Raw genomic sequence first — 24,865 nt, forward strand, 5'->3', positions numbered from 1 at the left:
CTTTTTTTCAAAGTACAAACCATACAATAAAATCACTAGCCAGTGTGATATTCCCTAGGACCTTTCTAATTAAGCATTTCTAAGATTAATTTGTATTACGACTAGTTCTTTCAATATGGGGATTAAATGTCATCCCAGCAAAAATCCCTTTTATAACAACCTGTACTTTTTTTAATTTATGATCATTTCTATTCACAATAATTTTAGCAATTGTGATCAATTGGTAGCTTAGACATTTAAAATAAGCAAGTTTCCCTTGAAGCTTTGCTGTATACAGGCCATTTCTCACTCCAAAGTAATATCTATCAATTCTGTCATCTTTAATGATATTTACTAAATTATTTTTCACCATTTTATGAAGAACCACACTTTTTGAAACAAAATAACCAGCATTTATTTTTGAAATTCTACGCGTAAATTCAGTGTCATCATTCCATATAAAAAACTCTTTAATTGGGTAACCTACATCATCTAAAGTATCTTTCTTTATAAGTAGGGATACAAAAGAAGCTGAATCAATTCGAATGAGACCATCTTCAGCCATGTCATTCCACTTGAGATTAGTTTCGGGAATATTCATTAAACATGCTGATCCGTCAATCCACTTGACGTTACTCGACAAGAATCCCCATTCTAAATTGGGATTCTCCGCATGCTCCATAAGATTTTCCAAGGATTTCAAATCTGGTACTGTGTCATCGTCCATTATCCATAATAGATCTACGTCTGATTCATATGCTTTCTTTAAACCAAAATTAAAACCGCCGGCACCACCAATATTTTTATTTAATCTAAAATACCTTATATTTGTATCCTTAGACATTATTAATTTCATAAAATCTTCGGTTCCATCTGTACTGCAGTTATCCATTACAAATATCAGATCAACTTTTCTCGTTTGATTCATTACACTATGTAAGCATTCTTTTAAGAGTGCTAGCTTATTAAATGTAACAATGACGCATCCTACTTTTGACATTTTATCTCCTTATTTAAGAAATTAAAAGAAAATGGCCCTACTTAGCCATTATTTCTCTTCTTTCCACTTTTCATGTATTTTATCTTCAACATAATTTTTTATTTCTTTTCTGAATCTATCTTCAGAGAATTGAATCGCATGTTCTCTACAAACTTGTGGTTTAAATAACGATTGATTCTTTTCAAATTTTTCTATCGCTTTCAATAAACTTTCTACAGTTTGTTCATTGAAAAAGAGTCCGGTTGGATTATCATTATTTTCCAATCCACGAACAGTTTCTAATGACCCGCCCTTCCCATAAGCTATAACAGGAGTTCCGCAGGCTTGAGCTTCAACTGGAGTAATACCAAAATCTTCCTCTGCAGCAAAAACAAATGCCTTTGCATTTTGTACATATTTTTTAAGGGAATCAAAATCTTGATAACCAAGCAAGTGAACATTAGATCCTGCTTTATTTTTAACTTTGTTAAAATCCGGACCATCACCTATAACAAATAATTGTGTGTTGGGAAGCTTTGAAAAAGCCTCAACAATTAAATCCATTTTTTTGTATGGGACCATCCTTGATGCTGTAACATAATAATCCTGCTTCACATCATTGAATTGAAAACCATCTACATTTACAGGGGGATAGATAACATCGGACTCTCTTCTATACACTTTCCAAATTCTCTTACCAATAAATTTGGAATTTGAAATAAAATAATCAACTCCATTTGCTGTACGATAATCCCACATGCGTATCTTATGTAAAATATACCGTGCTAACCATCCTTTAATCCCTTTATTTAAACCAGATTCTCTTAAATATTGATGTTGCAAGTCCCAAGCATATCTCATAGGAGAGTGAATATAGGAGATATGTAACTGATTCGGACCGGTAATGATACCTTTGGCCACTGCATGAGAGCTTGAAATAATAACATCGTAACTTGAAAGATCTAATTGTTCAACAGCCAATGGCATAAGCGGCAAATAGCTTCTATATTTTTTCTTTGCAAAAGGTAATTTTTGAATGAATGATGTTCTCACTTGTTTGTTCTTAAGAAATTTCCTCTCAGCTTCTGGCATAAAATCGACCATACTAAAAACATCAGCTTTTGGGAACACATTAAGTATCTGCTCAACCACTTTTTCTGATCCTGCATATGAAACAAACCATTCATGTACAATTGCAATTCTCATTTTATTCACCCATCATATTGTTGTCTTCTTTTCAAACAGCTTCACAAATCGTCTTCCACACATTCATTGCGCACCTTTCCCAAGAAAAACCCGTTGCCTTCTTTAAACCCTTACTCTTATAATTATTTCTTAATTGTTTATCTTTTAAGAGCATTGTTATTTTTTTTGCTATATCTTCTGGATCAACTGGATTACAATATAATGCCGCATCACCGCACACTTCTGGAAGTGAGGCACGGTCTGATACAATTACCGGACATCCCAATGTCATTGATTCGAGTGGTGGAAGGCCAAAACCTTCATAAAGTGAAGGATATACAAAACAATAGGCATTAACATATAGAGTCTTAAGTTCTTCATCAGAAACATAACCAAGATATTTAACATTTTTCGAAAACTGTAGATTTTGATTACTAAAAACCCGTGGGTTAGTTCCCCCTGCGATTACAACATTAATATCAGTATCTCCTAATTTTTCCAATGCAAGTACGAGACTCTTGAAATTTTTTCTTGGATCCATACTGCTGACTGCTAATACATAAGGTACATCATTCAAAAAATACTTTGACAATACTTTATGGTCTTCTTTTTTTTCTTTTATATGTTCATTTCCTTCATATATAACCTTAATTTTTTTAGAACTAACACCTGTATATTTAACAAGTTCATCACATGAAAATTGAGAAACAGTTATAATTTTCATTGCCGTCTTTAATTCAATCGCATATAAAAATTTGTACCATAACTTGAACAACATGGAGAAGTTATTATCCTTTAAGTAGACAGATGCATCATGAATAGTCACTATTTGTTTTCTCTTTGCAATAGGGGCTGTATTGCAAAAATTGACCAACATACCTGACCTTGTATAGAATGGGAGTTCAAGCTGCTCCCATAGATGTCCAGTTAAAAATCCCACTTTAGAATACTTTATATTTTTAAGAGACAATTCATGTATCGTATTTCTTGGTGCAATAATTTCAATTGAATGTGAACTAGAGATCTTATTTTGTTCCAAGAGATTATCCAATTGTAGAATAACTTCATGTGCATAACGTTGAACACCGGTTATAGATTGTGTTAGAAAACGACCATTTATATATATTTTCATAATAAAATTCCTTAATTTATTTTTTAATTTAATAGTTATATAAATCTTATTGAATTCAAAGATTAGATAGTATACAGATTAAGAATATTCTAAATTATACACTCTTAATGGAGAGAGCCGTTGAGAATAAATATTTTAAGATATAGTTCAAGTAATAAATTTCACAATTCTTCATTAGTAAATATGGGTTTTAAAAACTCAAAGAAGTCTTTTCTATATCTGCTAACAGTTAGATACTTCTTAGCTTTTATTAATCCATTTTTTGCTACCTTTTCTCTTAGTTCACTGTTTAAAAGCAATTCCTCTAATGCATTACTCAATGATTCTGGAGAACCTGATTCATGTAATAATCCAGTTTTGTGATCATCAATAATTTCCGGAACTCCACCACAATTTGAGCCAACTACCGCACACCCAGCATGCATTGCTTCTAACAATACTGTCGGGAAAGGATCATCTTCTATTGAGCAATGAACTAATATATCAAACTGCTTCATTAGATTTCTCGCGTCTTTCCTAGCCCCAAGAAATTTAATGTTGGAAAATTTGACTTTTTCAGAAATTAATTTAACTCTTCTTTTGTAATTTTCACTAAAAAATGATCCTACAATAACATAATTAAGAGCATAGCCTTTTTTATCTAGGAAACATGCAGCCTCCATCAATATGTGAAGCCCTTTCCACTCATTAATGGCTCCTACAAAACCAATAGTGAGCTTTTCTGAATGAATAACTCTATTTACATAATCATCTGCTGCTTCAATTCCATTATGAATGCAACGAATTTTTGAGGTAGGAAAGCCAATATTTATTAGGTCTAAACGTACACTGTTTGACACCGCAACTATTTTGGTCGGCTTATTTTTTAGTAGCACAGCTACTTTAGTTAGCATCTTATCTTTAGAATAAAAATCATGGACGTGGAGAAGTACAGGTACTTTTTTGTTAAATAGCGCAATCGTTATATAAAGTAAAGATGCTAAATTATAAACATGAATATAATCTGGATGAATACGTTTAACTTCTTTTCTAATTCTAAACAGAGATATTATTAATTTTATTAACTTACCCAGTTTGATACTCGCACGATTTAACGGAGCTAATCCATCAATTTTTTTAACTCTGAATCTTTTTGATGCAAAGTAATTAAGAATAGGTTTACTTCCACTTAGGACAGTCACATTATCTTTTAATTCACTATATAATTCTGCTGTGACAATTTCAGCTCCTGATGCATTATTTCCCTGTGACACAATAACTATTCTCATATACCCCACACTCACAATTTATAAAGATAGACCAAGCGTTTATCAATAAGCACCTTTTTTGCTAATTACAGACACTACCGTTTTAAAAATTATTTTAAAATCTAGTCTCACCGACTTATTACGGACGTAAAACAACTCAACATTACAACGTTCAGGATATTCGATATCGCTTCGTCCACAAGCTGCCCAATACCCTGTAAGTCCTGGTTTAGCAGATAGGAAGAGGTCTTGTTTCTCTCCATATTCTTTCAGTTCTTCAGAGACAACAGGTCTTGGCCCCACTAAGCTCATTTCCCCTTTTAATACATTAATAAATTGAGGGAGCTCATCAAGGCTCGTTTTTCTTAAGAGACGTCCTATTCTAGTAATTCTAGGATCTTCTTCAGGTTCAAGTTTGTAATTATTGTCAACATACTTTTTATACAACAGTTTATTAGATCTCAGTAACTCTTCTGCGTTAACCACCATTGAGCGAAATTTATAAATATGAAATGTTTTGCCATTTTGCCCGACTCTTTCTTGTTTAAAGAATATAGGACCTTTGTTTTCGCCAAAGAGATATAACAAAGAAATAAACAAAAAGACCGGTGAACTTAGTACAAGACCAACGACTGCACCAAACAGATCCAGCGCTCTTTTAAAGAAAAGATAGGATGTACTGTCATTTCCGAGGTTACGTGTCATAACGGTACGCTGGGTTTCTTCAATGTAGCGTGCGTTGATTTCTGATTTTGGCATAGCCATCGTCTTATCCTCCATCATTCGAGTGGTAGTTTGTTGTCATGAAGAATTTTTTCGATGCCCTTCAAAACATCCTTCTGGATCGTTTTGTCCTGAAGTGCCATCTCGATATTCGTCAATACAAAGCCCAGAGTTTCTCCAACATCAAAACGTTTGCCTTCGAATTGATACGCATAAACGCCTTGGAGTTCATTCAATTTCTGGATCGCGTCGGTTAGCTGGATCTCTCCGCCTGCTCCAATTTCCTTCTTATCAAGGAAGTCAAAGATCTCCGGAGTCAGCACGTAGCGACCGATAATTGCCATGTTGGAAGGCGGATTGCTTTCCGGCTTCTCAACGAACTTGCGCACGTCAAACAGACGACCATCCTGTGCCTTCGGATCAATAATACCATAACGGTGCGTCTGGTTCTTAGGAACTTCTTTGACGCCGATGCAGGAGCATCCGGTCTTCTCATATTGATTCATCAGCTGCTTGATGCAAGGCGTCTCAGCTTGAACGATGTCATCGCCGAGAAGGACCGCAAATGGTTCGTCACCGATGAACTTGCGGGCACACCAAACGGCGTGACCCAAGCCTTGCGGCGATTTTTGACGGATGTAGTGAATGTCAATTCGGGATGGTTCACGCACTTTCTCAAGTAAATCTAATTTATTTTTTTGAATCAAATTCTGTTCCAATTCGTATGCAATATCAAAGTGATCTTCGATTGCACGTTTACCTTTACCAGTAACGATAATAATGTCTTCAATACCTGCTTGAACGGCTTCCTCAACAATATACTGGATTGTCGGCTTGTTGACAATGGGAAGCATTTCCTTTGGTAATGCCTTTGTTGCCGGCAAGAAGCGTGTACCTAACCCTGCGGCCGGAATGACCGCTTTTCTGACCTTTTTCATCAAAAAACCCCCTGGAAAGTGGAGACATAGTCTGTTGTTTGTCGTGAAAGCTCTGGGATGTTGTCTCGCTAAGTAATGAGGACATTCTATGTTATCTCTATTAAAAATAAATTAATGGAATGGTTCAAGAACTCAAGATTCTCTCATTATACACTATTCATATGCGCCGTGAAGCTAAAACTCGACATTTTTTGTCTCGTCAAGCTACAAGCATTATAGCATATTTAATTTTATTGAAAAGAGGAAGATCTGGGAAGAAAGTCACGGGAGTTGATTCTAAAGGCATTTATTACATATTGTTGCTCTCTATTTACGATTTGTTTACAAGTATGTTTCAAAGTATTGTGCTAAAAATGTCCCATTGTGTCGCCGATTCGTAATTCTTAAGCAATTATTCGCTACAACTGACTTTATCCAATTTTAACGCTTATTCTTCGGATGTGACGTAATACACTTCCTCTTCACGGTGCCAGAACGGTCGTGTCGTCTTGCTATACACACGGTAATTCCCATAAAGCAATGAGTCGAAGTCAATGAGTTTCAGAGCGTACTTCTCATTGAACTGTTCTGCTGCCTGCTCGATGCTTTCGGCTTGTATCGTTGCTATCGGTTTGTTATATGCGTCAGAGATTGTCCTCTTGTCATCGGATTCGTGATAAAACGTGTATACGGCCATTATTGTTCGCTCCTTTATTCTGCAATTGACTGTATGAATCTTTTCTCGCTTTCTCTGTGGAATTCCTCGTAGGCTCGTACACTCGATCAGTTGGGAATCTTGTCAACCCAAGTCATTTCTTGAGACAGATTCTCCGTCGTTTGCGAGCAGATAACCGATGAGACGTGTGGTATTACGGCCTGTGTCCTTTGTCCTGTTTTTGTCATAATCTCGAATTATGTCGGAAAGTATTTCTGCATTTCGATTTCACTAAAGGTTTTCGCCATGCACGCAATGATCTTGGGCCATTTGACAATGATCGTTCTTTCAAATAAAGTAAATGTAACTTTCATGTGTTTTTCGGACTATTTTCAGGGTGTTGGACTCTTTTTTGCACATCCTTTAATAAAGGAAGATTATGATGAATAAACAATTTGCCGTCATCGGTCTTGGTCAGCTGGGCTCAAGTGTCAGCATTGAGCTGAGCAATATGGGCTGTGAGGTCCTGGCGATCGATATTGATTTGGATAAAGTGAATGATTACTCGGATGTCGTGACGCAGGCGGTTCAGGCGGATTCAACCGATGAGAAGGTGCTGCAGGCGCTCGGAATTCGCAATTTCGATCATGTAATTGTTGCGATCGGGCGCAACATACAGGCGAGCATCCTGACGACGCTGCTGCTGAAGGAATCGGGCGTGAAGGAGATTTGGGCGAAGGCTCAGAATGACTATCACGAGAAGATTCTGAGGAAGCTTGGTGCGGACAAGATCATTCGTCCGGAGGTCGAAATCGGCTTCCGAATCGCACATCTGGCAACCGCGAATAAGATTCTTGATTACATAGAATTATCGAAGGACTACAGCATTATTGAAATTGAAGTGACGGATCGGCTGATTGGGAAGTCGATCATGGAAATTGATGTGCGTGCGAATTACGGATGCAACGTAATCGCAATCCGTCGCAACCGCGCGGTCGTTGTCCGCAATATTGGTGAATTGAAGCTTGAGCGCGACGATGTGCTGCTGATTATCGGAAAAAGTGAGGATCTGGAGCGATTTGAGAAAGAGGGCGTCTGAGTTTTTTTTCGGACCCTCCTCCTATTTAAGGCAAGGAGTTTGATTATGATGCAATCAACGAAGAAAATACTTTCCGCGCTTGACCTCAAGCCTTTCAGATTCAGCCCACCGCTCTTTCTGTCCATTTTGCTGTTTGTCATTATCGTTATTGGTACTCTGCTCTTAAAGCTGCCAATTTCCACAAGGCATCCGATTTCGTGGCTGGATGCCTTATTTTTATCGACATCCGCTTCGACGGTTACCGGTTTGTCTCCTTTTGAGACCGGTCAGACGTTTACCTTTTTCGGACAGATTGTTCTAATGCTGCTGATTCAGGTCGGCGGAATCGGCGTCATGGCGTTTGCCGTATTTTTCGTTATTTTACTGGGTAAGAAGGTTTCGATTCGGCAGAGGCAGTTGATGCAAGAGGCGCTGAATGTTCCGTCGATTGGCGGCGTGATCCGGCTGGTCAGCTGGATTTTAATTTTTTCCTTTGCGATTGAGCTGATTGGCACCTTCTTTCTCGCGTTTCGATTTGTGCCTGAATTCGGCTGGGGCAAGGGGCTTTATTATGGCCTCTTTCACTCGATCAGCGGGTTCAACCAAGCCGGTTTTTCACTTTTTCCCGGTAGCATGAGTCAATATCTTGGCGATCCAATTGTAAATTTGACAATGGTTATGATGATTACGCTCGGTGGGATCGGCTTCACAGTGCTTGCCGAGCTGCTGTCCACGCACCGCTATCATAAGCTCTCGCTTCATGCTCAGGTCATGATCACCGGGACTTTGATTATTAATGCGGTGGCTGTACTGGCGATTTTCATTATTGAGTATACGAATCCGAATACGTTAGGTCCGCTCAGTCTAGGCGATAAATTCTGGGCGGCATTCTTTCAAGGTATATCGCCGCGAACCGCCGGTCTGACGACGATTGATCCGGCCGGATTGAGCCAAGCATCTCTGCTGCTCACCATGCTGATGATGTTCATTGGCGCGGGCAGTACGTCGACGAGCGGCGGCATCAAACTGACGACGTTTATGATTATCATCGCGCAGGTGTTCACCTTCTTGAAAGGGCGACGCGAGGTTGTGATCAACAAGCGCACGGTCAACCATCAAGTGATCGTGCGCGCCATGTCGATCATCTCGATTTCGGTGATTGTCGTCCTGCTCGCCGTGTTCCTGCTCTGTCTGTCGGAAAATCAACCGTTTATGGTGATCCTGTTTGAGGTCATTTCGGCGTTCGGTACCGCCGGTGAATCGATCGGAGCTACCGCTCACTTCACCGCCTTCGGCAAGGTCGTGATTATGTGCGTGATGTTCTTCGGTAAGGTCGGTCCGCTGACCCTGGCCTTCTCCGTGACCAAGCGCTCGCATGTGGACATACGGTATCCGGATGGAGAGATTTATACGGGGTAAGGGAAAGCCGCGAGACCTGGATGTGGGTTTGCGGCTTTTTGATTGGGAGAAAGTTCTATGAATTTGCCCCGCTGATACGACGTTAGAGCATAAGGGGCTGATTCCCCATTCACATTTATTGGTTGGGGGCGATCAGGTTAAGCGCAGGCCCAATCTGATAAATAGACGGAAAAATTACTCTTATTTAGAAAATGAACGAAAAAAAAGCTTAAATAGACGGATAAATTCCGCTTATCGAATCGAAAAACGTGAAAATGGTAGGGTTTTGCTGTGCATAAGCGGAAAAATTACCCTTATTTACCGGTAAAACAAGCTCCATGATGGATATAACCGGAAAATTTCCGCTTATTTTGCTCGTGGTTGTGGTGTGTGGATTGGGGACGGGGGGTTTCGTGCGTGGGGCATTGACTTTCGTGCATTGTATTACCTTTTTCGTGCATTGATTTGGGCTTTTCGTGCATAGGATTGGATCATAAAGGAAGCTGCGAGACACTGATTTGGATCTAACGGGTTCGGTTGTGGGGTACAAAACAGTAAATAACAGTGCCATAATAAGAGGCTGTCCCAAAAGCCTTTTATTATGGTACTATTTATTGAAAAGCAATTTTTGGGGTGTTACTATTACGAAAAAGAAATTTAAGATACTAGTGGTCATAACGATTTTATTGATCTGTTATTTTTTATTCGTTAAACCTGAAGTTGTTTTCGAAGAGCAATGTCCTGATAAGCCATATAGCTTAGAGATCGTGAGATATGGTACGGGAATTCTGGATATGAAGATCGCTTTTATACATTACAAAATGAACGGTGAAACTGTTGCCACTAAACGACTGGCTTTTTTTAGTAAATTGGGTAGAAATTTTGATGTTGTATGGGATACCTCTACCGATGATTCTACTCGATGGATTGACAAGAGCGTTCATCTAACTATGACCTACGCCAAAAACTTTCAAGGCGACTTGGGCACTAAAAATGTTGATTTCGATTATAACAGTGTAAAACACTAAAATGGCTTGGAGTTTTCCCCCAAGCCATTTTTAATGAATTTTATTAGGTTATTAATTAGGTTTCTGTCCCTCTCAACCGAACCCATTCATTTGGGTCGCGGCTTTTTTCAAAATCCTCTCTGGACTTCTACCTCGTCTTAGTCACTTACTGCACTTGTGTCTGCACTGACGTCGGCCTTTGCGATGCCTCTTCGTTTGATTTCGAAGAAGCCGATGATTAACGCATTGAAGACGACGATTAATCCAACGAGCACCGCGATGTCGGTTGTGATGCTGCCACCGATTGAGATCGTTTGCCGCAGGGCATGAACGGTGTAAGTCATCGGCAGATACGGATGGATCGCTTCAAAGAAACCGTTGGTGAGCTGGATTGGGTAGGTTCCGCCTGAGCCGCCCAGCTGCAACACGAGCAGGATGAGCATGAGGAACGCGCCGATTCGATCCAGCAAAAGATTGAACAGATTGACAATGGCCATGAATGCCACGGCGGTCAGAATCAGCACGCCGAGTGTCTGGAATGAGTCAATCGGATTGAGCCCGACGGTGATGACCAGCAAGACATACATGAGTACGGCCTGCAGAATGCCGATTGCGCCTAATACGGACATCTTGCTCGCCCACCAGGAAATGCTGTTTTTCGGATATTTACTTGGTTTGTATTGATCATAGAGCAGGTTCAGTACAACCGCACCGATGAACAGTCCAATGGACATCATATACGGCGCCATGCCGGTTCCGTTATTCGGTACATTGGCTGCCTCTATGTGCTTGTTGGCTACCGGCGCGGCCATCATTTTATAGGTCTTAGTGTCCGGACTAACACTGGTAATCTTCTTTCCGCCTTTTCCAAGCTTATCGGCCAGCGTTTGATTCCCGTTTGCGAGTTTCGTCAACCCGCTTCCGAGCTTACCCGAACCGTCCGCCAGTTGGCCAGCACCTTGATGAATCTGATCCGCACCGCTGCTGAGTTTCTGGACACCACTGGTTAAGGCGGAACCATTGGAAGCGAGCTGGTGTGTGCCGCTGGTTAACTTGCTGCTTCCGGCAGCCAGTTGCTGCACGCCATTGGATAATTGCGGCAGTTTACCGTTCAGTGTCTGAATGCCGGTATTCAGCTGTGACGCGCCTGTCCGCAGATCCGTGCCTTTGTCTGCCAGTGCCTGTGTTCCTTCAGAGACCTTGCGGCTGCCGGTTTGCAACTGGGTCACACCGCTACTCAGTGAAGGCAGCTGGCTGCTCATTTGATTCAAGCCGGTTGCTAAAGCGCCTGCCCCTTGATTTAACTGGCTGTTTGAATCCGCGAGCTTGCTTGCGCCAGATGCCAAGGTGCTGCTAGATTCGGCCAATTTGGAGACGCCGGTCTGGAATGCAGGCAGCTGCTTGTTTGCAGCCTGGACTTGCGTGTTGGTTTGCTGCAAGCCAGTGTTCAGATCATTTGCACCGGATTGTAACTGTGAAATTGCTGTGCCCATTTGCTGGTTTTGGATCTTAAGATCATCTAATTGCTGCGCCAAACTTGCGAGCGTTTTTTTCAATTCTGCTTTGGTATTCGGATCTTGAACAGTATCAATGGTTCCTGCAAGTGTGTTCATTGTGTTTTGCAAGTCTTCCATTTTTTTATTATTATCACTACTGTTCACTTGTTTGTTTAACGTGGTCAGTCCTGAACTCAATTGATCGCTGCCATTGCTCAGCTGCTGCAGTCCGTCGCCTAACTTTTGCGAGTTGGAGACCATGCCGGGTACTTGACTGTTCAACTGCTGCATGCCGCCGCTAAGTGCTGCGGTTCCGTCCTTGAGCTGGGTCACGCCGTTCGTATAGGTGGATAGGCCAGTCGTTAATTGATTGGAACCATTGCTGAGCTTGCTCACGCCGGTCTGGAGCGGAGCAACGTTCGCGGCGAGTGTGTTCAATCCTGAATTGAGCTGCGCGGTTCCGTTATTCACCTGTCCGACACCTTGAACATAGGTACCGATTCCGCTGCTTAACTGACTTGAACCGCTGCCCAGCTTGCTCACGCCTTGACTGAGCGGACCAACGTTTCCGGCGAGCGATTGGATCCCGTTGTTCAGCTTCGTCGCTCCTTGATCGACTTGGTCGATACCTGCGACGTACTTACCAATTCCTTTGTTCATGGTCTGAACGCCGTTCGAGAAGGTGAGTGAGCTGTTTTTCAGCTTCTCCAGTCCGCTTGTCAGTTTCTTGTTGGCTTCAGTCGCTTGATGCGTACCTGAAACCAGCTTCTTATTCCCCTTGGCGGCCTCATTCATTCCTTTCCCAGCTTCAGCGAGTTCCTTAAACACGGTCCGTGCATAGGTTTCTGCTACCTCTGCCGACACTTTGTCTTTCAATCGGACCACTGCCGATTCCGAGAATTTGGAACCGATGAAATTGTTTCCGGCATTTGTTTTATAGTTGATCTGCATTTTTTTCGGATTCTTATTCAGCAGCGTGGTCGCATGATCCGAGAAGTTCTTGGGGATCGTCACGATCATGTAATAATCGCCGTTTGCCAATCCTTTTTCCGCTTTTTCCTCACTGACAAAATGAAAATCCAGTGATTTCGACTTCTTCATATTTTTGACCATCTCGTCACCAATGGCCAGATTACTGCCCATGTAGCTGACCTTTGTATCGTGGTTGACAACCGCTACGGGCAGGTCGTTCATTTTCCCATAGGAGTCCCACAATGAAGCAAGAAAAATGAGTCCGTACAAGGTTGGAATGGTCATGATGCCGCATAAGATGACAAGAATCATTTTATTGCCGAATATTTTCTTCCATTCACTTCGTATCATAGATGTTTTGTTCTTCCTTTCTTAGATCAGTTGACTTCGCGAGCTATGCTTTCCCAGTCAAATGATTTCTTTTCATAGTCATGACTCGTCAGAACATCATCCAGTGAAAAATGGTTCAATTTTTCCTTGAAAAGCCTTTCCGCATCATAGAAGATGTTCAGCACTTCGTTTTCCTTCTTAATCACCGAGTCATTGGTGAAAAACACATGTTCAGCGAGATGTGATGAGTGAATGGCGCTCTCTTTGCCCTCAATGGCTTCAAATATATCCAGCATGGTCATCTTGGATGAAGGTTTTGCGAGTGAAAAGCCGCCTTCCTTGCTTGCTGAGGATTCGACAAGACCGGCGACGACCAGCTTGCGAACCATTTTCTTCAAGTATGAATCGGAAACCTGCAGCCGCTGACTGAGCACGAAGCTCTTCAGCGGTTTTTGATCCGTTTGTGTCGCGAGCATCGCAAGGATACAAATCGCCTGTTCAACACCGCTTTTCATTTTCATGTCTGCTTCCCCTTCTCTATGGATCGCTCTTTACTTAGCTATTTTATATCCATAGATATATTTTGTCCATAGATAACAATTATCCAAGGGTTATTTTTTCAGTTTTTCTCGTCATTAGTGAAATAATATATACGTAAAAAAACAGCGCCATTGTGCGGGCGGCACAAGAACGCTGCTTTTGGTCATGATTGAAATTTACTGCTGCTCTTCCATTTTCTTTAATTTTTGATGGATCCGTTCGACATCACTTAAGAGTTCTGCAACGATTTCCGGATTTTGACGATGTTCATGTATTTTATTCTTCAGCTTATTCACATCTTCGTGTAAATCATAAATTAATGCCACTAATTTTTCTGTTTTCTGATCCAATCTATGCTGCCTCCTTCTTTAAGCCAAATCAATAAGATAGGTGATGATTCTTAAGAATTGCTTAAAAAAGGAATAAAAAGAGATTTTTCCTAGATTAATTTTGAGTTTCCCTGGATACATGCGGCGCTCGGGCTCGTTTCTCGGATTATGAGCCTTTTTCACCTGATTGGTTTGGATTTTTACCGGATTAAATTGGGGTTTTCTCCGATTAATTTTGAGATTTCCCGGATAAAGAATAAGCCACTAAACCAAGGTACGGTTTGGTGGCTTTGCGAACTGATGAATGATAGTGAGTGTTGCGCAGTAGGTCCGCTTTTACCCGCCTCTTCTCAGGCTGAGCACATGCGTACCTTCAGGAATTGACGTGTCTTTCGGCTTGATTGAATAGTGAATTTCATAGTAGACCTTGTTGTCTCTAAATTGGAATTTTGCGATTCCGCCTTTATTATGAAAACTGTCGACGAAGTGAAATTGTCCTCTGCCCTTGAGATCGATCGCAACCACATGTTTCATTGTCCCCGGGGCCTGCATATTACCTAGAATGTTGTCTATGGAGATCTTCGCGACATTATAGACCGGCATTTCAATCGTTACGATTTGTATAGGTTCGGTAGGTCCATGATCGGTAAATTGGTTTTTATAGTATTGGTTAAAGGTTTTCTTTGTATTGGACCAGATTCCATTATATCCGGTACCGGAATCGTTGGCAGGCTTTGTACTGTTAGCACTGCTCGACTGCGTACCAGAAGATGCGGCTTTACTGTTTTTGGTCTGCACTTTTTTGAACACGCCGGAGTAATACTTATTAAAACGCGCGTAGTACTGAGCCCATGCTGTATCTTTGCTGTAAGCCTTATTTTCGGATACACTTAACGTCTTTTTGTCTTTCGATAAGGTCATGGTCTGCGTCACGAAGCCGGCTGCTTGGCCGCCGTCTCCAATCAGCGGTGCTTTCCGCACGATGATTTGGTTGCCTTTGGTCGTCAGCTGATTACTCCAAGCGACTTGTCCGTAACTGTCCATTCCTTCATTGTACAAAATTCGGTCCGGTCGGATAGTTATGGAATGAAGCGGATCGTTCGTGGATGTCCAATACCCGCTATAGGGTTGCTTCTTGACAGTATTCGAATCCATTTTTGCCCCTTGACCGGATGAAGACGAGGCGGTTCCTCTATTTGCGGATGGGGTTGACGGTGCTTCATTCTTCGCATGTTTGCTTGTTTCTGAACTTTTCACATGTGTTTGCTTGGATTTTTGATTGCTTTTTTCTGCATCCGCTCCGCCGCAGGCAGCCAACAACACGAGCAGGCATAGGAACACGAGCGCACTCGCTATTTTTTTCATTGGGTCTCCCCTCGATTTTTATTGTTTACGAGCATTATAAACTGCAACATGCCTTTTCGTATACTCTAAATGTCCGACCATGACAAAGTTAAAGGCTGACTGCGCAAAAAAAGGCAAAAGTCCTCGCTCTGACTTTTGCCTTTTCGTTTCTTTATTTTCCCGGCTTGATCACTTGGCCCAGTGGCTTGTGGACGATTTCGCCGTTCTTCATGACGGTTTCGCCGCGGACGATGGTTTCGACTGGGACACCTTTGACGCGCCAGCCGTCATAGGCAGTGACTTTGCTTTTGCTGTGCAGATTGGCTGCTTTGATCGTCGCTTCCTTGTTCATGTCGACGATCGTAATGTCGGCCTTCAATGAACTTTTAGCTTATATTGATTTAACACCTTGACCAGTTCGTGTACGGTTGTCGAAGGATTATCTTCGCATGGATTACTAGGTGAGTAACAAGCAAGCAACCTTTCCGCATTCCTTATTGCATATTGTTGATCACCTTTTTCCAACAATAGTTGATATATGGCAGGATCATTTTTCTTATAAGGGCAATCAAGATATTCGTTTAACTTTTTAATGTAGTCTTGTCTCATGATTCCAGAGTTGAGGTATTCAAAATGCAAAACATACCATAGCTCAAATGCCTCATTGGAATATGCTGAATGAAAATTTTTCAGTTGTCTTGTTGTAATTATTGCATTGTTAAACCGTTCTGCCGGAAATTCATCTCGATCAAAAACGCACCAAATTTGATCATAGTTTTTTCCAAGCTTGTGCTGTTCCAAAACGATTTCTTTTGCTCGTTCAACTACGGTCATAGGATCTGCTCCTGCACCATCGACATCTACATTGGTTAACTTGAAACCTCTGAAATAATTTGGTTCTGTTTGCTTACCTTCACAGACAATGAGAATCAAATTTTTTATTTGGCCGCGTTGCCCGAATTTACGGCGAAAGTCTTTTGTTTCTCTTCTTCTTCTCGCACGATTCATTTAATTTTCCCTTCCTTATCGGAGAAATCAAATGAACCTATATAAGGAATGGATCCATACTTACCGTGTAAATAATCTTTTTCATAACTTGCATCTTTTCTGACGTTGTAGTCAGATAAGGCATATAAGTCAGTTGCTCCATATTCGTCCTTTTCGGTAAACCAAAGCTGATCTCTTCTGAAAAATTCCTTGCTTAATAAATTCGTGTCATGAGAGTTAAAAATCAGCTGTGCATTTTTTTTATTGAACTCATTTGAATGAAATAAACGAATAATAAATCGTGTTAAAAGCGGATGCAGTTTTGCATCAAGTTCGTCAACAACAAGAATTCTGCCATGGTTTAGTGTATCGATAATTGGTCCCAATAAGGAAATGACTTTCTTTGTTCCCTCCGACTCATTGACCGCCATGCGAAACTTCTCTAGACCTACGAACTGATTATTTCCATCATATTTTTTATGCAGAGTACTGACGCTATGATGTGTTGGCAATTGATCAGTATTGGCAGGTGAAGATAGTCTTTTTATTATTTCATACATTTCATTAGGGATCGGTTCGTCTTCAACAATGAGATCCTCAATACCTAAATCCAGTCTATTAATAAGTATCATTAATTCTTTCTTAGAAGATGCATCTTGAATTTTTTTCATGGTGTAACCAATTGTGAAGTCAGTTAGTCCATCTAGTACGCGCAGGTTTTTAAACCAATAGAGGATACCTGTTGCTTGTTCACCATTTAAATTAGCCACTACCGATAAAAATAACGCATTGCTTCTTGTCCTTTTTTCTAGTCCTTCACCTTCCTGAAAATCTTTCGTTACTGTTATTTTCCCATTCTCGCGATAAAAAAGTTCTTTCTCTTTTCCACCTAAATTGGCAACGTATAACCATTCGCTTTTTACTTCTTTGCGGTCTGCCTCGAAACCATAACGATATTGTTTCTCTTGATGAACAAATACAATTTCAAATAAACTTGGTTTTTCTGCGTTTACCGTATTCAGCTTAAAACTGTCGATTCCACCAATTTCTTCTCCAATTTGTCCCTCTTTCGAAGATGACTGAACAAATCCCCTCATAAACGCAATTGCCTTAATCAGATTGCTCTTTCCACTTGAGTTAGCTCCGTAGACAACGGCAGTTTTGAGCAAATTTATGTGCGGTAACTTAATTAAATGGGTATCTTTATGTTCCGTTATTCTGGAGGCGACCATGCTCAATGTCACTTCGTCCCTAAAGGATAAAAAATTACCAACACTGAATTGCAGGATCATACAGCACACCTCAACCTTCGAATTATTCTCGATTTATATTCCTATTATATACATTATGCAGAAATAAAACACGTATATTGAGATTATTTCTCATTTTGTCTAAAAAAAGATAGTGGACGATTTCGCCGTTCTTCATGACTGTTTCGCCGCGAACAATGGTTTCGACTGGAATGCCTTTGACGCGCCAACCATCGTAGGCAGTGACTTTGCTTTTGCTGTGCAGGTTGGTTGCTTTGATCGTAGCTTCCTTATTCCATGTCGACGATCGTTATGTCGGCATCGGTGCCGACTTCGAGCGAGCCTTTCTGCGGGGTAATGCCGAAGCGTTTGGCTGGGTTCTCGGACATCAGCGCGGTCAGCTTCTGCAGGCTGAGCTTGCCTTCGTGGGCTGCGTTGAGCATGAGCGGCGCCATCGTTTTGGTGCGAGGCATGCCGGCCCGCTTTTTTGTGAAAATAAAAATTTCTACGATATTAACCGTAGAAATTATTTTATATATGATCCTTTTCATTCCAATCAATTTTGTGTAATGTATCAGTCCTTATAACAGTGGTATTCGTCGTGTCCGAGATTTGTTATAATTTTTTATGTTGCCTAAATATAGTTTTGATTGCTTTCTTCGCGTTTGATTATACAACGTGAAGGAGGTGATCACGTGGTTCGACGCAGCAAGAAACAGTTACAAAAAAAGCAAGAAGAGCGCCAACACATACTCATTGAGGAACTACTCATTCCTCTGATTATTGCGATTGTGCCGGTTCTTCTTACTTGGCTACTGTCTCAGTTTTAGGCAACAGAAGGGAATTTATACCCTTCGGAATGATAAAAGACTTCTGACTTACTCAAGGTCAGAAGTCTTTTATGTGGTTCGACGCATTATTTATATTTTTATTGTAGCAAAAAAATTCTCGAATGTCATCTAATGATTAAACATAAACAACAGCCATCCTTCGCCCTAGAATCTGCGCTTAGCCATATATCCTTTCAATATTTTATTGAAAGGTACGGTTTCGTGACTGTTTTGAGAACTGATGAATTATAGTGGTTGTTGCGCAGTAGGTCCTAAACTGCGCAAAAAAGGCAAACGTCCGGATGTGGACTTTTGCCCTTCGTTTCTTTATTTTCCCGGTTTGATCACTTGTCCCAGCGGCTTGTGGACGATTTCGCCGTTCTTCATGACGGTTTCGCCACGGACGATGGTTTCGACTGGAACGCCTTTGACGCGCCAGCCGTCATAGGCGGTGACTTTGCTTTTGCTGTGCAAGCCGGCTGCCTTGATCGTCGCTTTCTTGTTCATGTCGACGATCGTGATGTCGGCGTCGGTGCCGACTTCGAGCGATCCTTTCTGCGGGTAAATGCTGAAGCGTTTGGCCGGGTTTTCGGCCATCAGCGCGGTCAGCTTCTGCAGGCTAAGTTTGCCTTCGTTGACTGCATTCAGCATGAGCGGTGCCATCGTTTCGGTTCCGGGCATGCCGGCGGGAATCTCCCATAGGCTGCCCGCTTTTTCTTCAGGCGTGTGCGGTGCGTGATCAGATGAGACGATGGTGATCGTACCGTCACTGATCGCCTGCCAAAGTGCTTCTTTATCTTTTTCATATTTGACCGGCGGATAGATTTTCATGACCGGGCCAACCTTCGGATAGTCCTCGTTGCTGAGGAACAGGTAGTGCGGACAGGTCTCGGCACTGACCGGCGCACCTTGCGCTTGGGCGCGTCGGATGGCGTCGGCCGCTTCTGCCGTGGTCACATGAAGCACATGCAGCTTGGCGCCGGAGGCTCTTGAAAAAGAGGTTCCCATCTGAACCGTGACTTCTTCAGCCAAATTCGGCCGTCCGTCGAGCAGCGCATTGTAATCGGTGCGGCTCGCTTTTTTCACCTGCTCTGTGAGCACTTGAATCAGGCTGCTGTCTTCACCATGGATCGCCAGCACTTGACCAGTTTTAGCTACGTTTTGGAAAATTTCGTACACTTCACCGTCGGATAGCGGCGGCAGGACGTCGGTCATTCCCGGCTCATAGTTGTAGGTGAGCTGGAAGGTGTTCTTGTTGACGGCGTAGCCCCAGAAGTACTTGAAGCCGATGACGCCGGCTTCATGGAGCTCGGGCAGCTGCGCGTTGTTCATCGGGCCGAGTGCGATACCCCAGATGCCGAAATCGACATGCGCCTTGGGCGTCAGGTTGGCGACCTGTGCATGGAAGCTTGCTGCATCACGCGTCGGCGGTGTGGTGTTCGGCATGTCGAAGATCGTTGTGATTCCACCGGCTGCGGCTGCCTGGGTTGAGGTGAAAAAGTCCTCTTTGTAGGTCGGACCTGGGTCGCGCGAATGCACGTGGACGTCGATCAGTCCAGGTAGTATGTATTGGCCGGTTGCATCGGTTTCTCTTGTTGCTTCTCCATCGAGCGGCTGCTTTGAGATGGCGGCGATTTTTCCATCATTAATATAAATATGAGCTTGATAAGTTTCGTGTGGTGTGACGATGGTTCCGTTCTTGATGACGTAATCCCAGTTCATCTGTTTTGAGCCTCCATCCGTTCTGTGCGCTTTTGTTGTCTTTCATTATACGGGATTTGCGAGCGGATAGCCAAAGGCTTGTCCGCGCTTTTCTATTTGGAAGATCCGCCGGATGGGCGGATCTGTCAGCTCGGTAATTAAGAAGTGAGTTGAGTATCGTTTTACATGTTTGGTTGAACTTTTAGTTCATTGGGTTCAACTTTTGGTTCATTGGGTTCAACTTTCCTTCGTTTGGGTTGAAATCTTTTTGTTCGGTTCAACTTTTGGTTCGTTGGGTTCAACTTTCCTTCGTTTGGGTTCAACTTTTGGTTCGTTAGGTTCAACTTTCCTTTGTTTGGGTTGAACTCTTTCTGTTCGGTTCAACTTTTGACTGCTTTGGTTGAACTTTTGGTTCGTTAGGTTCAACTTTCCTTCGTTTGGGTTGAACTCTTTTTGTTCGGTTCAACTTTTGACTGCTTCGGTTCAACTTTTGATTCATTGGGTTCAACTTTCCTTCGTTTGGGTTGAACTCTTTTGTTCGGTTGAACTTTTGACTGCTTCGGTTCAACTTTTGGTTCGTTGGGTTCAACTTTCCTTTGTTTGGGTTGAACTCTTTCTGTTCGGTTCAATTTTTGACTTCTTTGGCTGAACTTTTGATTCATTGGGTTCAACTTTCCTTCGTTTGGGTTGAACTCTTTTTTTCGGTTGAACTTTTGACTGCTTGGGTTCAACTTTTGGTTCGTTAGGTTCAACTTTCCTTCGTTTGGGTTGAACTCTTTTTTTCGGTTGAACTTTTGACTTCTTTGGTTCAACTTTTAGTTCATTAGGTTCAACTTTCCTTTGTTTGGGTTGAACTCGCCTGTCGGGATCTCCGTGTTTTTCTTTAGCTGACATCAACCTGACCGATGAGATCTGTGATTTGGTCAATGTGATGGCGCTCGAGGTAATCCGTGATTTCATCGGTGATTATATTCATGGCATTCGGTTTGACAAAGGTCGCCGTGCCGATCTGGACGGCCGTTGCGCCGGCAAGGATCATCTCAATTGCATCTTGGCCGTTCATGATGCCGCCGCTGCCGATAATGGGCAGGTCGGTTGCTTGGTGTGCTTGATAGATAAGCCGAACGATGAGCGGTTTGACAGCCGCGCCGGACAATCCGCCCATGATGTTGCCAATGCGCGGTTTGCGAGTTTCCGTATCAATCGCCATCGCCAGGAATGTATTGGCGACTGTAAGTGCGTCGGCACCCCCTCGCTCTGCGGCTTCGGCGATGTCCTGAATGCGTGTCACATTCGGTGTCAGCTTGGCAATCAGCGGCTTGCCGGTCACTTTGCGCACAGTGCGGAGCAGCTCATCGGTGGTCTCCGCACTCATACCAAAGGCTTGTCCGTTATCGCGCAGATTCGGACAAGAAATATTGAGTTCGAGTGCCGCAACGCCGGGCTGCTTGTCCAGCCGCGCGGCAAGCAGTTCGAATTCTTCTATTGATTCGCCGGAAATGCTGGCGATCAGCGGCGGATCATAGTCTTGATAAAGGGGCAGTATGTGCGTGATGTACTGCTCGATGCCTTTGCTTTGAATGCCGATTGAATTGATCATCCCTCCGTCCGTTTCGCAGACGCGCGGTGTTTGATTACCTCCGCGCGCAGACAAAGTGATACTTTTCGGCACGATCGCACCAAGCTGGTTAATGTCGAGCAGTGAGGCGAGTTCGGGACCGAATGTGCCGGACGCCGGCATAACCGGATTTTTCAAGGTCAGGCTACCGATTCTTACGGATAAATCAGTCATTGCAGCACCGCCTGACTAATTGGGAATACCGGGCCTTCTGTACAGACGCGGACTGTTTTCAGCTGGTTGCCTTTGCGAATCGTGCATGCGCAGGCATAGCAGTCGCCGATCCCGCATGCCATGTGCGCTTCAGTTGCAAGCTCCCCTTTTAGATGATAGGTCTCTGCGAGTTCCTGAACGAGCTTGCCCAGTCTGCTCGATCCGCAGGTATAGACTGCGCTGATTCCTTCTTCGCAAATTAATTTTTCTGAAAGCGCGCGTACGGATTCTACTGAGCTGGTTCCTTCTTGATCGGTCACTGAGTATACCGTTGCACCCAGTCGGCTCAGTGTGTCTACCGTCAATAGATCGCCTGGCGTTCGCGCGCTCATGATCACGTGTACCTCCATATTTTCGCTACGCGCCTGCCTTGCTAAGGCGTGCAGCGTGGCAACGCCTACGCCGCGCGCAATCAGAAGCAATGCCCCTTGATCCGGCAGCGTAAACCCATGCCCGAGCGGACCGAGCAGGCTCAGCGTGTCGCCTTTTCTCATCAAGGTCATCTGCTGCGTACCGTTTCCTTTGACCAGATAGAGAAACTCGAGACAGCGCGATTCATGGTCATAGTTGTAAACGCTGAGTGGACGCCGAAGCGGGTTCTTCCAGTTATCACTGCACCGGATGTGGAAAAACTGACCGGGTTGAACCGGACGGTCGAGTGCAGACACGTCAAGGGTCATCTGCCAATAACGCCTACTTACAGGATGATTGTCTATTAGTCGTGCATCGAATAATTTCATAGGCTTTGTTTTACACCTGCTTTCGTGTTGGATTCAATGACTGCTCGCTCAAGCACGGCTGCCTCCAGAACCTCGATTCCTGTCATGATGTCTTGTAAATCGGTATGTTCATCAGGATGATGGCTGATACCGCCGGTGGATGGCACAAAGATCATGCCTACGGGGCACAGGACTGCCATGTTCATGGTGTCATGTCCTGCCCCGCTTGGCATACGGATGAATCCAATTTTTTTCTTGCGGCAGACGGTCTCAAAGGTCTTAATGACATCGGCATCCATACGTACCGGGGTTTCATCGCTCAGCAGCGTACAATCGATCTGCAAATGCCGCGTCGCGCGTAAATGATCAAGGAATGTGTAGAGAAATTGAACGACGCGATCCTTAGATGTACGTGAAATACTGCGAATGTCGACCTTCAGATGGGTTTCGCCCGGGACCACATTCATCGCGCCGGGTGCAATCTCAATATCACCGACCGTGGCTACGGTTCCGTGCTCCATTTCACGTCGGGCGGCTTTTTCGAGCTCAATGGTGATCTCGGCTGCTCCGATCAAGGCATCCTGTCTCTGATTCATCGGCGTGGAGCCTGAATGTGCCGCATGTCCCTTCACACAAATGTTGAACCGCGTCGGCGCGGCGATGCCGCTGACCACACCGATTGGACTGTTTGTTCCTTCAAGCATGGGTCCTTGTTCAATGTGCATTTCCATAAAAGCAGCAAGGGCATGTTTCTGCAGGTGTGCTTCTTCAAGGCGGCCGAATTCAAGCCCGCGTTCCGCAACTATGGATTGGATGGTCCGTCCCTCTTTATCTGTAAGCCTTGCAATGTCCTTTTGCTTGATCAGTCCGGCTATTGCTTTGCTGCCGATTTGCGAGAATCCAAATCTTGCCGATTCTTCGCAGGCGAACGCAAAAATGTCGATTGGATGTTTCGTCCGGATGTGTCGATCATTCAGATCACGCACAATTTCCAATGCTGCAAGAACGCCTATTGCCCCGTCATATTTTCCGCCTTCATAGACTGTGTCGAGATGGGAGCCGATTCCGATCGCCGGAAGCTCCGGACAGGTACCGGTCCTGTGCGCGATCACATTGCCGGCCGCGTCCATTCGTACCGATAGTCCCGCTGCCTTGCACTGTGCTATAAAATAGTCGGTCGCTTGTTTTTCCTCTTTACTATAAGCGAGTCGTTTCATCCCACGATCCGTGCTGCCTATTTTTCCAAGTTGATCCATTGTCTGTTTGAATCTTTGTACCTCTACCATTGCTATCGCCATCCTTAATGCATTTCCTAAATAGTTACGTCACCCGTTGTCTCTCTACGTGTTTGCGCAATGACTTTCTCTCTCGTGCTTTGAAGTAAATAGAGCTGGCCTCCCGAGAAGATCCCTCGTCAGCCAGCTGTTTTAATTTTAAAATAATGAACTCAGTGCCTGCATCGAGCTCAGGTGATCGCTTGCTTGATCTGCCACTCGCTGTAATGCCTGAATCAATTTATCTTTATGTGCATCGAAATAATGATATTCGCCAACCAAGCTCAAGCTGATCGAGGTCTGATCTTTCCCATGAAAAATCGGGACAGATAATGCCGCTGTGCCGAGTTCAAGCTCCTGCTCGCAGTATGCCGCTCTTTCAACTCGTGCCTCTTGAATCTTTTGCCGAAGATCGTTGACATCCGTTAAAGTAAAAGGTGTCAATGGATCCAATTTTTCTTTGTCCAACAGGCGGTCAATCACTGCATTCGACTGAAATGCCATGATAATCTGAGCCGCCGCTGCCGCGTGTACCGGCATACGCTGTCCGACATGGACGAAAAAGCTGTTACCTGCACTGGACGGCTGATGCGTATGCGTGCAGAAAATTTCATCGGATTGAAAACGGCAGATAAATGCGTACAGGCCGGTTTCTTCTCCAACCTGCTTGCAATACTGTGCTAGCAAGCCAACAGGATCCCGATTCTGGAGAAACGCACTGCCCCAGGCCATTGATTTCGGCCCAAGCATATACTTTTTCGATTCCGGATCCTGCACCACTAATTGGTATCCCATCATGCTCTGCAGCATTCGGTGCAAGGTTCCCTTACTGAGCAAGGTCTGCCGTGAAAGCTCCGCAATCCCAACTCCGGCAGCCGGGCAATTGCTGATTTGGTCCATCAGCTTTACAAACCGGTCCATCCATTCGATCGTGATCACGTCCTTTCTCTTCGTACCTTTTT

Annotated in this window: 25 protein-coding genes; 4 read left to right on the forward strand and 21 right to left on the reverse strand. The window is 43.4% G+C overall.

Translation table 11 applies throughout. The features are described from left to right. Nucleotides 1-85 precede the first annotated feature (85 nt). The 7 genes from AC1MBV_RS06640 to AC1MBV_RS06670 all read right to left on the reverse strand — a co-directional run bounded on the left by AC1MBV_RS06640 (nt 86) and on the right by AC1MBV_RS06670 (nt 6,859). Nucleotides 86-979, reverse strand: a complete 894-nt coding sequence (locus AC1MBV_RS06640; RefSeq protein ID WP_480947916.1) for a glycosyltransferase family 2 protein — start codon at nt 977-979, stop codon at nt 86-88. 48 nt (nt 980-1,027) lie between these two features. Beyond that, nucleotides 1,028-2,164 (reverse strand): glycosyltransferase family 4 protein, encoded by a 1,137-nt coding sequence (locus tag AC1MBV_RS06645; RefSeq protein ID WP_480947917.1) that lies wholly within the window; start codon nt 2,162-2,164, stop codon nt 1,028-1,030. Between the two features lie 31 nt (nt 2,165-2,195). After that, entirely contained in the window at nt 2,196-3,275 is a 1,080-nt protein-coding gene (locus AC1MBV_RS06650; RefSeq protein ID WP_480947918.1) for a glycosyltransferase family 4 protein, read from the reverse strand. Between the two features lie 161 nt (nt 3,276-3,436). Beyond that, the gene (locus AC1MBV_RS06655) at nt 3,437-4,543 is read right to left on the reverse strand and encodes a glycosyltransferase family 4 protein (RefSeq protein WP_480947919.1); all 1,107 of its coding nucleotides are present in this window, start codon (nt 4,541-4,543) and stop codon (nt 3,437-3,439) included. Between the two features lie 42 nt (nt 4,544-4,585). Next, nucleotides 4,586-5,227: a sugar transferase gene (locus AC1MBV_RS06660; protein ID WP_480948271.1), complete on the reverse strand. Its 642-nt coding sequence runs from the start codon at nt 5,225-5,227 to the stop codon at nt 4,586-4,588. A 74-nt stretch (nt 5,228-5,301) separates the two neighbouring features. Further along, nucleotides 5,302-6,183, reverse strand: a complete 882-nt coding sequence (galU, locus tag AC1MBV_RS06665) for a UTP--glucose-1-phosphate uridylyltransferase GalU (protein WP_480947920.1) — start codon at nt 6,181-6,183, stop codon at nt 5,302-5,304. Nucleotides 6,184-6,610: 427 nt separating this feature from the next. Next, nucleotides 6,611-6,859: a hypothetical protein gene (locus AC1MBV_RS06670; protein ID WP_480947921.1), complete on the reverse strand. Its 249-nt coding sequence runs from the start codon at nt 6,857-6,859 to the stop codon at nt 6,611-6,613. 397 nt (nt 6,860-7,256) lie between these two features. Here AC1MBV_RS06670 and AC1MBV_RS06675 point away from each other — a divergent pair, with 397 nt between their 5' ends. The 3 genes from AC1MBV_RS06675 to AC1MBV_RS06685 all read left to right on the forward strand — a co-directional run bounded on the left by AC1MBV_RS06675 (nt 7,257) and on the right by AC1MBV_RS06685 (nt 10,321). After that, nucleotides 7,257-7,916, forward strand: coding sequence for a potassium channel family protein (locus tag AC1MBV_RS06675; RefSeq protein ID WP_480947922.1), 660 nt, complete (start codon nt 7,257-7,259; stop codon nt 7,914-7,916). Between the two features lie 48 nt (nt 7,917-7,964). After that, entirely contained in the window at nt 7,965-9,314 is a 1,350-nt protein-coding gene (locus AC1MBV_RS06680; RefSeq protein ID WP_480948272.1) for a TrkH family potassium uptake protein, read from the forward strand. 497 nt (nt 9,315-9,811) lie between these two features. After that, the gene (locus AC1MBV_RS06685) at nt 9,812-10,321 is read left to right on the forward strand and encodes a hypothetical protein (protein ID WP_480947923.1); all 510 of its coding nucleotides are present in this window, start codon (nt 9,812-9,814) and stop codon (nt 10,319-10,321) included. Between the two features lie 137 nt (nt 10,322-10,458). Here AC1MBV_RS06685 and AC1MBV_RS06690 read toward each other — a convergent pair whose 3' ends face one another. From AC1MBV_RS06690 to AC1MBV_RS06725, 8 genes are all read right to left on the reverse strand, one after another. After that, a complete protein-coding gene (locus AC1MBV_RS06690; protein ID WP_480947924.1) occupies nt 10,459-13,119 on the reverse strand; it encodes a YhgE/Pip family protein in 2,661 nt (886 codons plus the stop codon). 26 nt (nt 13,120-13,145) lie between these two features. After that, entirely contained in the window at nt 13,146-13,619 is a 474-nt protein-coding gene (locus tag AC1MBV_RS06695) for an Rrf2 family transcriptional regulator (RefSeq protein WP_480947925.1), read from the reverse strand. Between the two features lie 195 nt (nt 13,620-13,814). Beyond that, nucleotides 13,815-13,988, reverse strand: coding sequence for a hypothetical protein (locus tag AC1MBV_RS06700; protein ID WP_480947926.1), 174 nt, complete (start codon nt 13,986-13,988; stop codon nt 13,815-13,817). 315 nt (nt 13,989-14,303) lie between these two features. Beyond that, the gene (locus tag AC1MBV_RS06705; protein WP_480947927.1) at nt 14,304-15,332 is read right to left on the reverse strand and encodes a hypothetical protein; all 1,029 of its coding nucleotides are present in this window, start codon (nt 15,330-15,332) and stop codon (nt 14,304-14,306) included. Between the two features lie 151 nt (nt 15,333-15,483). Next, complete coding sequence (locus AC1MBV_RS06710) at nt 15,484-15,690, reverse strand: hypothetical protein (RefSeq protein WP_480947928.1); 207 nt, start codon at nt 15,688-15,690, stop codon at nt 15,484-15,486. Next, on the reverse strand, nt 15,687-16,319 hold the full coding sequence (locus AC1MBV_RS06715) for an RloB family protein (protein ID WP_480947929.1): 633 nt from the start codon (nt 16,317-16,319) through the stop codon (nt 15,687-15,689). The genes AC1MBV_RS06710 and AC1MBV_RS06715 overlap by 4 nt, the downstream gene beginning before the upstream one ends. After that, nucleotides 16,316-17,590: an AAA family ATPase gene (locus AC1MBV_RS06720; protein ID WP_480947930.1), complete on the reverse strand. Its 1,275-nt coding sequence runs from the start codon at nt 17,588-17,590 to the stop codon at nt 16,316-16,318. The genes AC1MBV_RS06715 and AC1MBV_RS06720 overlap by 4 nt, the downstream gene beginning before the upstream one ends. Before the next feature lie 248 nt (nt 17,591-17,838). Further along, on the reverse strand, nt 17,839-18,003 hold the full coding sequence (locus AC1MBV_RS06725; protein WP_480947931.1) for an amidohydrolase family protein: 165 nt from the start codon (nt 18,001-18,003) through the stop codon (nt 17,839-17,841). Nucleotides 18,004-18,243: 240 nt separating this feature from the next. Here AC1MBV_RS06725 and AC1MBV_RS06730 point away from each other — a divergent pair, with 240 nt between their 5' ends. Further along, nucleotides 18,244-18,378, forward strand: coding sequence for a hypothetical protein (locus AC1MBV_RS06730; RefSeq protein ID WP_255747293.1), 135 nt, complete (start codon nt 18,244-18,246; stop codon nt 18,376-18,378). A gap of 327 nt (nt 18,379-18,705) precedes the next feature. On the opposite strand, the gene allB is transcribed toward AC1MBV_RS06730, so the two are convergent. From allB to AC1MBV_RS06760, 6 genes are all read right to left on the reverse strand, one after another. Then, complete coding sequence (gene allB / locus AC1MBV_RS06735) at nt 18,706-20,100, reverse strand: allantoinase AllB (RefSeq protein WP_480947932.1); 1,395 nt, start codon at nt 20,098-20,100, stop codon at nt 18,706-18,708. 564 nt (nt 20,101-20,664) lie between these two features. Further along, nucleotides 20,665-20,973: a hypothetical protein gene (locus AC1MBV_RS06740; protein ID WP_480947933.1), complete on the reverse strand. Its 309-nt coding sequence runs from the start codon at nt 20,971-20,973 to the stop codon at nt 20,665-20,667. Beyond that, nucleotides 20,963-21,871, reverse strand: coding sequence for a dihydroorotate dehydrogenase (locus AC1MBV_RS06745; protein ID WP_480947934.1), 909 nt, complete (start codon nt 21,869-21,871; stop codon nt 20,963-20,965). Before AC1MBV_RS06745 ends, AC1MBV_RS06740 begins: the two co-directional genes overlap by 11 nt. Then, nucleotides 21,868-22,650, reverse strand: coding sequence for a dihydroorotate dehydrogenase electron transfer subunit (locus tag AC1MBV_RS06750; protein ID WP_480947935.1), 783 nt, complete (start codon nt 22,648-22,650; stop codon nt 21,868-21,870). The genes AC1MBV_RS06745 and AC1MBV_RS06750 overlap by 4 nt, the downstream gene beginning before the upstream one ends. After that, nucleotides 22,647-23,927 (reverse strand): allantoate amidohydrolase, encoded by a 1,281-nt coding sequence (locus AC1MBV_RS06755; protein WP_480947936.1) that lies wholly within the window; start codon nt 23,925-23,927, stop codon nt 22,647-22,649. Before AC1MBV_RS06755 ends, AC1MBV_RS06750 begins: the two co-directional genes overlap by 4 nt. A 135-nt stretch (nt 23,928-24,062) precedes the next feature. After that, nucleotides 24,063-24,842, reverse strand: a complete 780-nt coding sequence (locus tag AC1MBV_RS06760; protein ID WP_255747301.1) for an IclR family transcriptional regulator — start codon at nt 24,840-24,842, stop codon at nt 24,063-24,065. Nucleotides 24,843-24,865: the final 23 nt, after the last annotated feature.

Source organism: Sporolactobacillus sp. PKPK-6 (genome assembly GCF_056678885.1).

What these genes read in the sequence shown, in the direction of transcription:
- AC1MBV_RS06695 (WP_480947925.1), bottom strand. Translation starts at nt 13,619, where the DNA reads ATGAAAATGAAAAGCGGTGTTGAACAGGCGATTTGTATCCTTGCGATG.
- galU (WP_480947920.1), bottom strand. Translation starts at nt 6,183, where the DNA reads ATGAAAAAGGTCAGAAAAGCGGTCATTCCGGCCGCAGGGTTAGGTACA.
- AC1MBV_RS06705 (WP_480947927.1), bottom strand. Translation starts at nt 15,332, where the DNA reads ATGAAAAAAATAGCGAGTGCGCTCGTGTTCCTATGCCTGCTCGTGTTG.
- AC1MBV_RS06740 (WP_480947933.1), bottom strand. Translation starts at nt 20,973, where the DNA reads ATGTCAGCTAAAGAAAAACACGGAGATCCCGACAGGCGAGTTCAACCC.
- AC1MBV_RS06690 (WP_480947924.1), bottom strand. Translation starts at nt 13,119, where the DNA reads ATGATACGAAGTGAATGGAAGAAAATATTCGGCAATAAAATGATTCTT.
- AC1MBV_RS06640 (WP_480947916.1), bottom strand. Translation starts at nt 979, where the DNA reads ATGTCAAAAGTAGGATGCGTCATTGTTACATTTAATAAGCTAGCACTC.
- AC1MBV_RS06720 (WP_480947930.1), bottom strand. Translation starts at nt 17,590, where the DNA reads ATGATCCTGCAATTCAGTGTTGGTAATTTTTTATCCTTTAGGGACGAA.
- AC1MBV_RS06660 (WP_480948271.1), bottom strand. Translation starts at nt 5,227, where the DNA reads ATGACACGTAACCTCGGAAATGACAGTACATCCTATCTTTTCTTTAAA.
- AC1MBV_RS06655 (WP_480947919.1), bottom strand. Translation starts at nt 4,543, where the DNA reads ATGAGAATAGTTATTGTGTCACAGGGAAATAATGCATCAGGAGCTGAA.
- AC1MBV_RS06670 (WP_480947921.1), bottom strand. Translation starts at nt 6,859, where the DNA reads ATGGCCGTATACACGTTTTATCACGAATCCGATGACAAGAGGACAATC.
- AC1MBV_RS06755 (WP_480947936.1), bottom strand. Translation starts at nt 23,927, where the DNA reads ATGGCGATAGCAATGGTAGAGGTACAAAGATTCAAACAGACAATGGAT.
- AC1MBV_RS06750 (WP_480947935.1), bottom strand. Translation starts at nt 22,650, where the DNA reads ATGAAATTATTCGATGCACGACTAATAGACAATCATCCTGTAAGTAGG.
- AC1MBV_RS06675 (WP_480947922.1), top strand. Translation starts at nt 7,257, where the DNA reads ATGATGAATAAACAATTTGCCGTCATCGGTCTTGGTCAGCTGGGCTCA.
- allB (WP_480947932.1), bottom strand. Translation starts at nt 20,100, where the DNA reads ATGAACTGGGATTACGTCATCAAGAACGGAACCATCGTCACACCACAC.
- AC1MBV_RS06645 (WP_480947917.1), bottom strand. Translation starts at nt 2,164, where the DNA reads ATGAGAATTGCAATTGTACATGAATGGTTTGTTTCATATGCAGGATCA.
- AC1MBV_RS06715 (WP_480947929.1), bottom strand. Translation starts at nt 16,319, where the DNA reads ATGAATCGTGCGAGAAGAAGAAGAGAAACAAAAGACTTTCGCCGTAAA.
- AC1MBV_RS06725 (WP_480947931.1), bottom strand. Translation starts at nt 18,003, where the DNA reads ATGGCGCCGCTCATGCTCAACGCAGCCCACGAAGGCAAGCTCAGCCTG.
- AC1MBV_RS06650 (WP_480947918.1), bottom strand. Translation starts at nt 3,275, where the DNA reads ATGAAAATATATATAAATGGTCGTTTTCTAACACAATCTATAACCGGT.
- AC1MBV_RS06745 (WP_480947934.1), bottom strand. Translation starts at nt 21,871, where the DNA reads ATGACTGATTTATCCGTAAGAATCGGTAGCCTGACCTTGAAAAATCCG.
- AC1MBV_RS06680 (WP_480948272.1), top strand. Translation starts at nt 7,965, where the DNA reads ATGCAATCAACGAAGAAAATACTTTCCGCGCTTGACCTCAAGCCTTTC.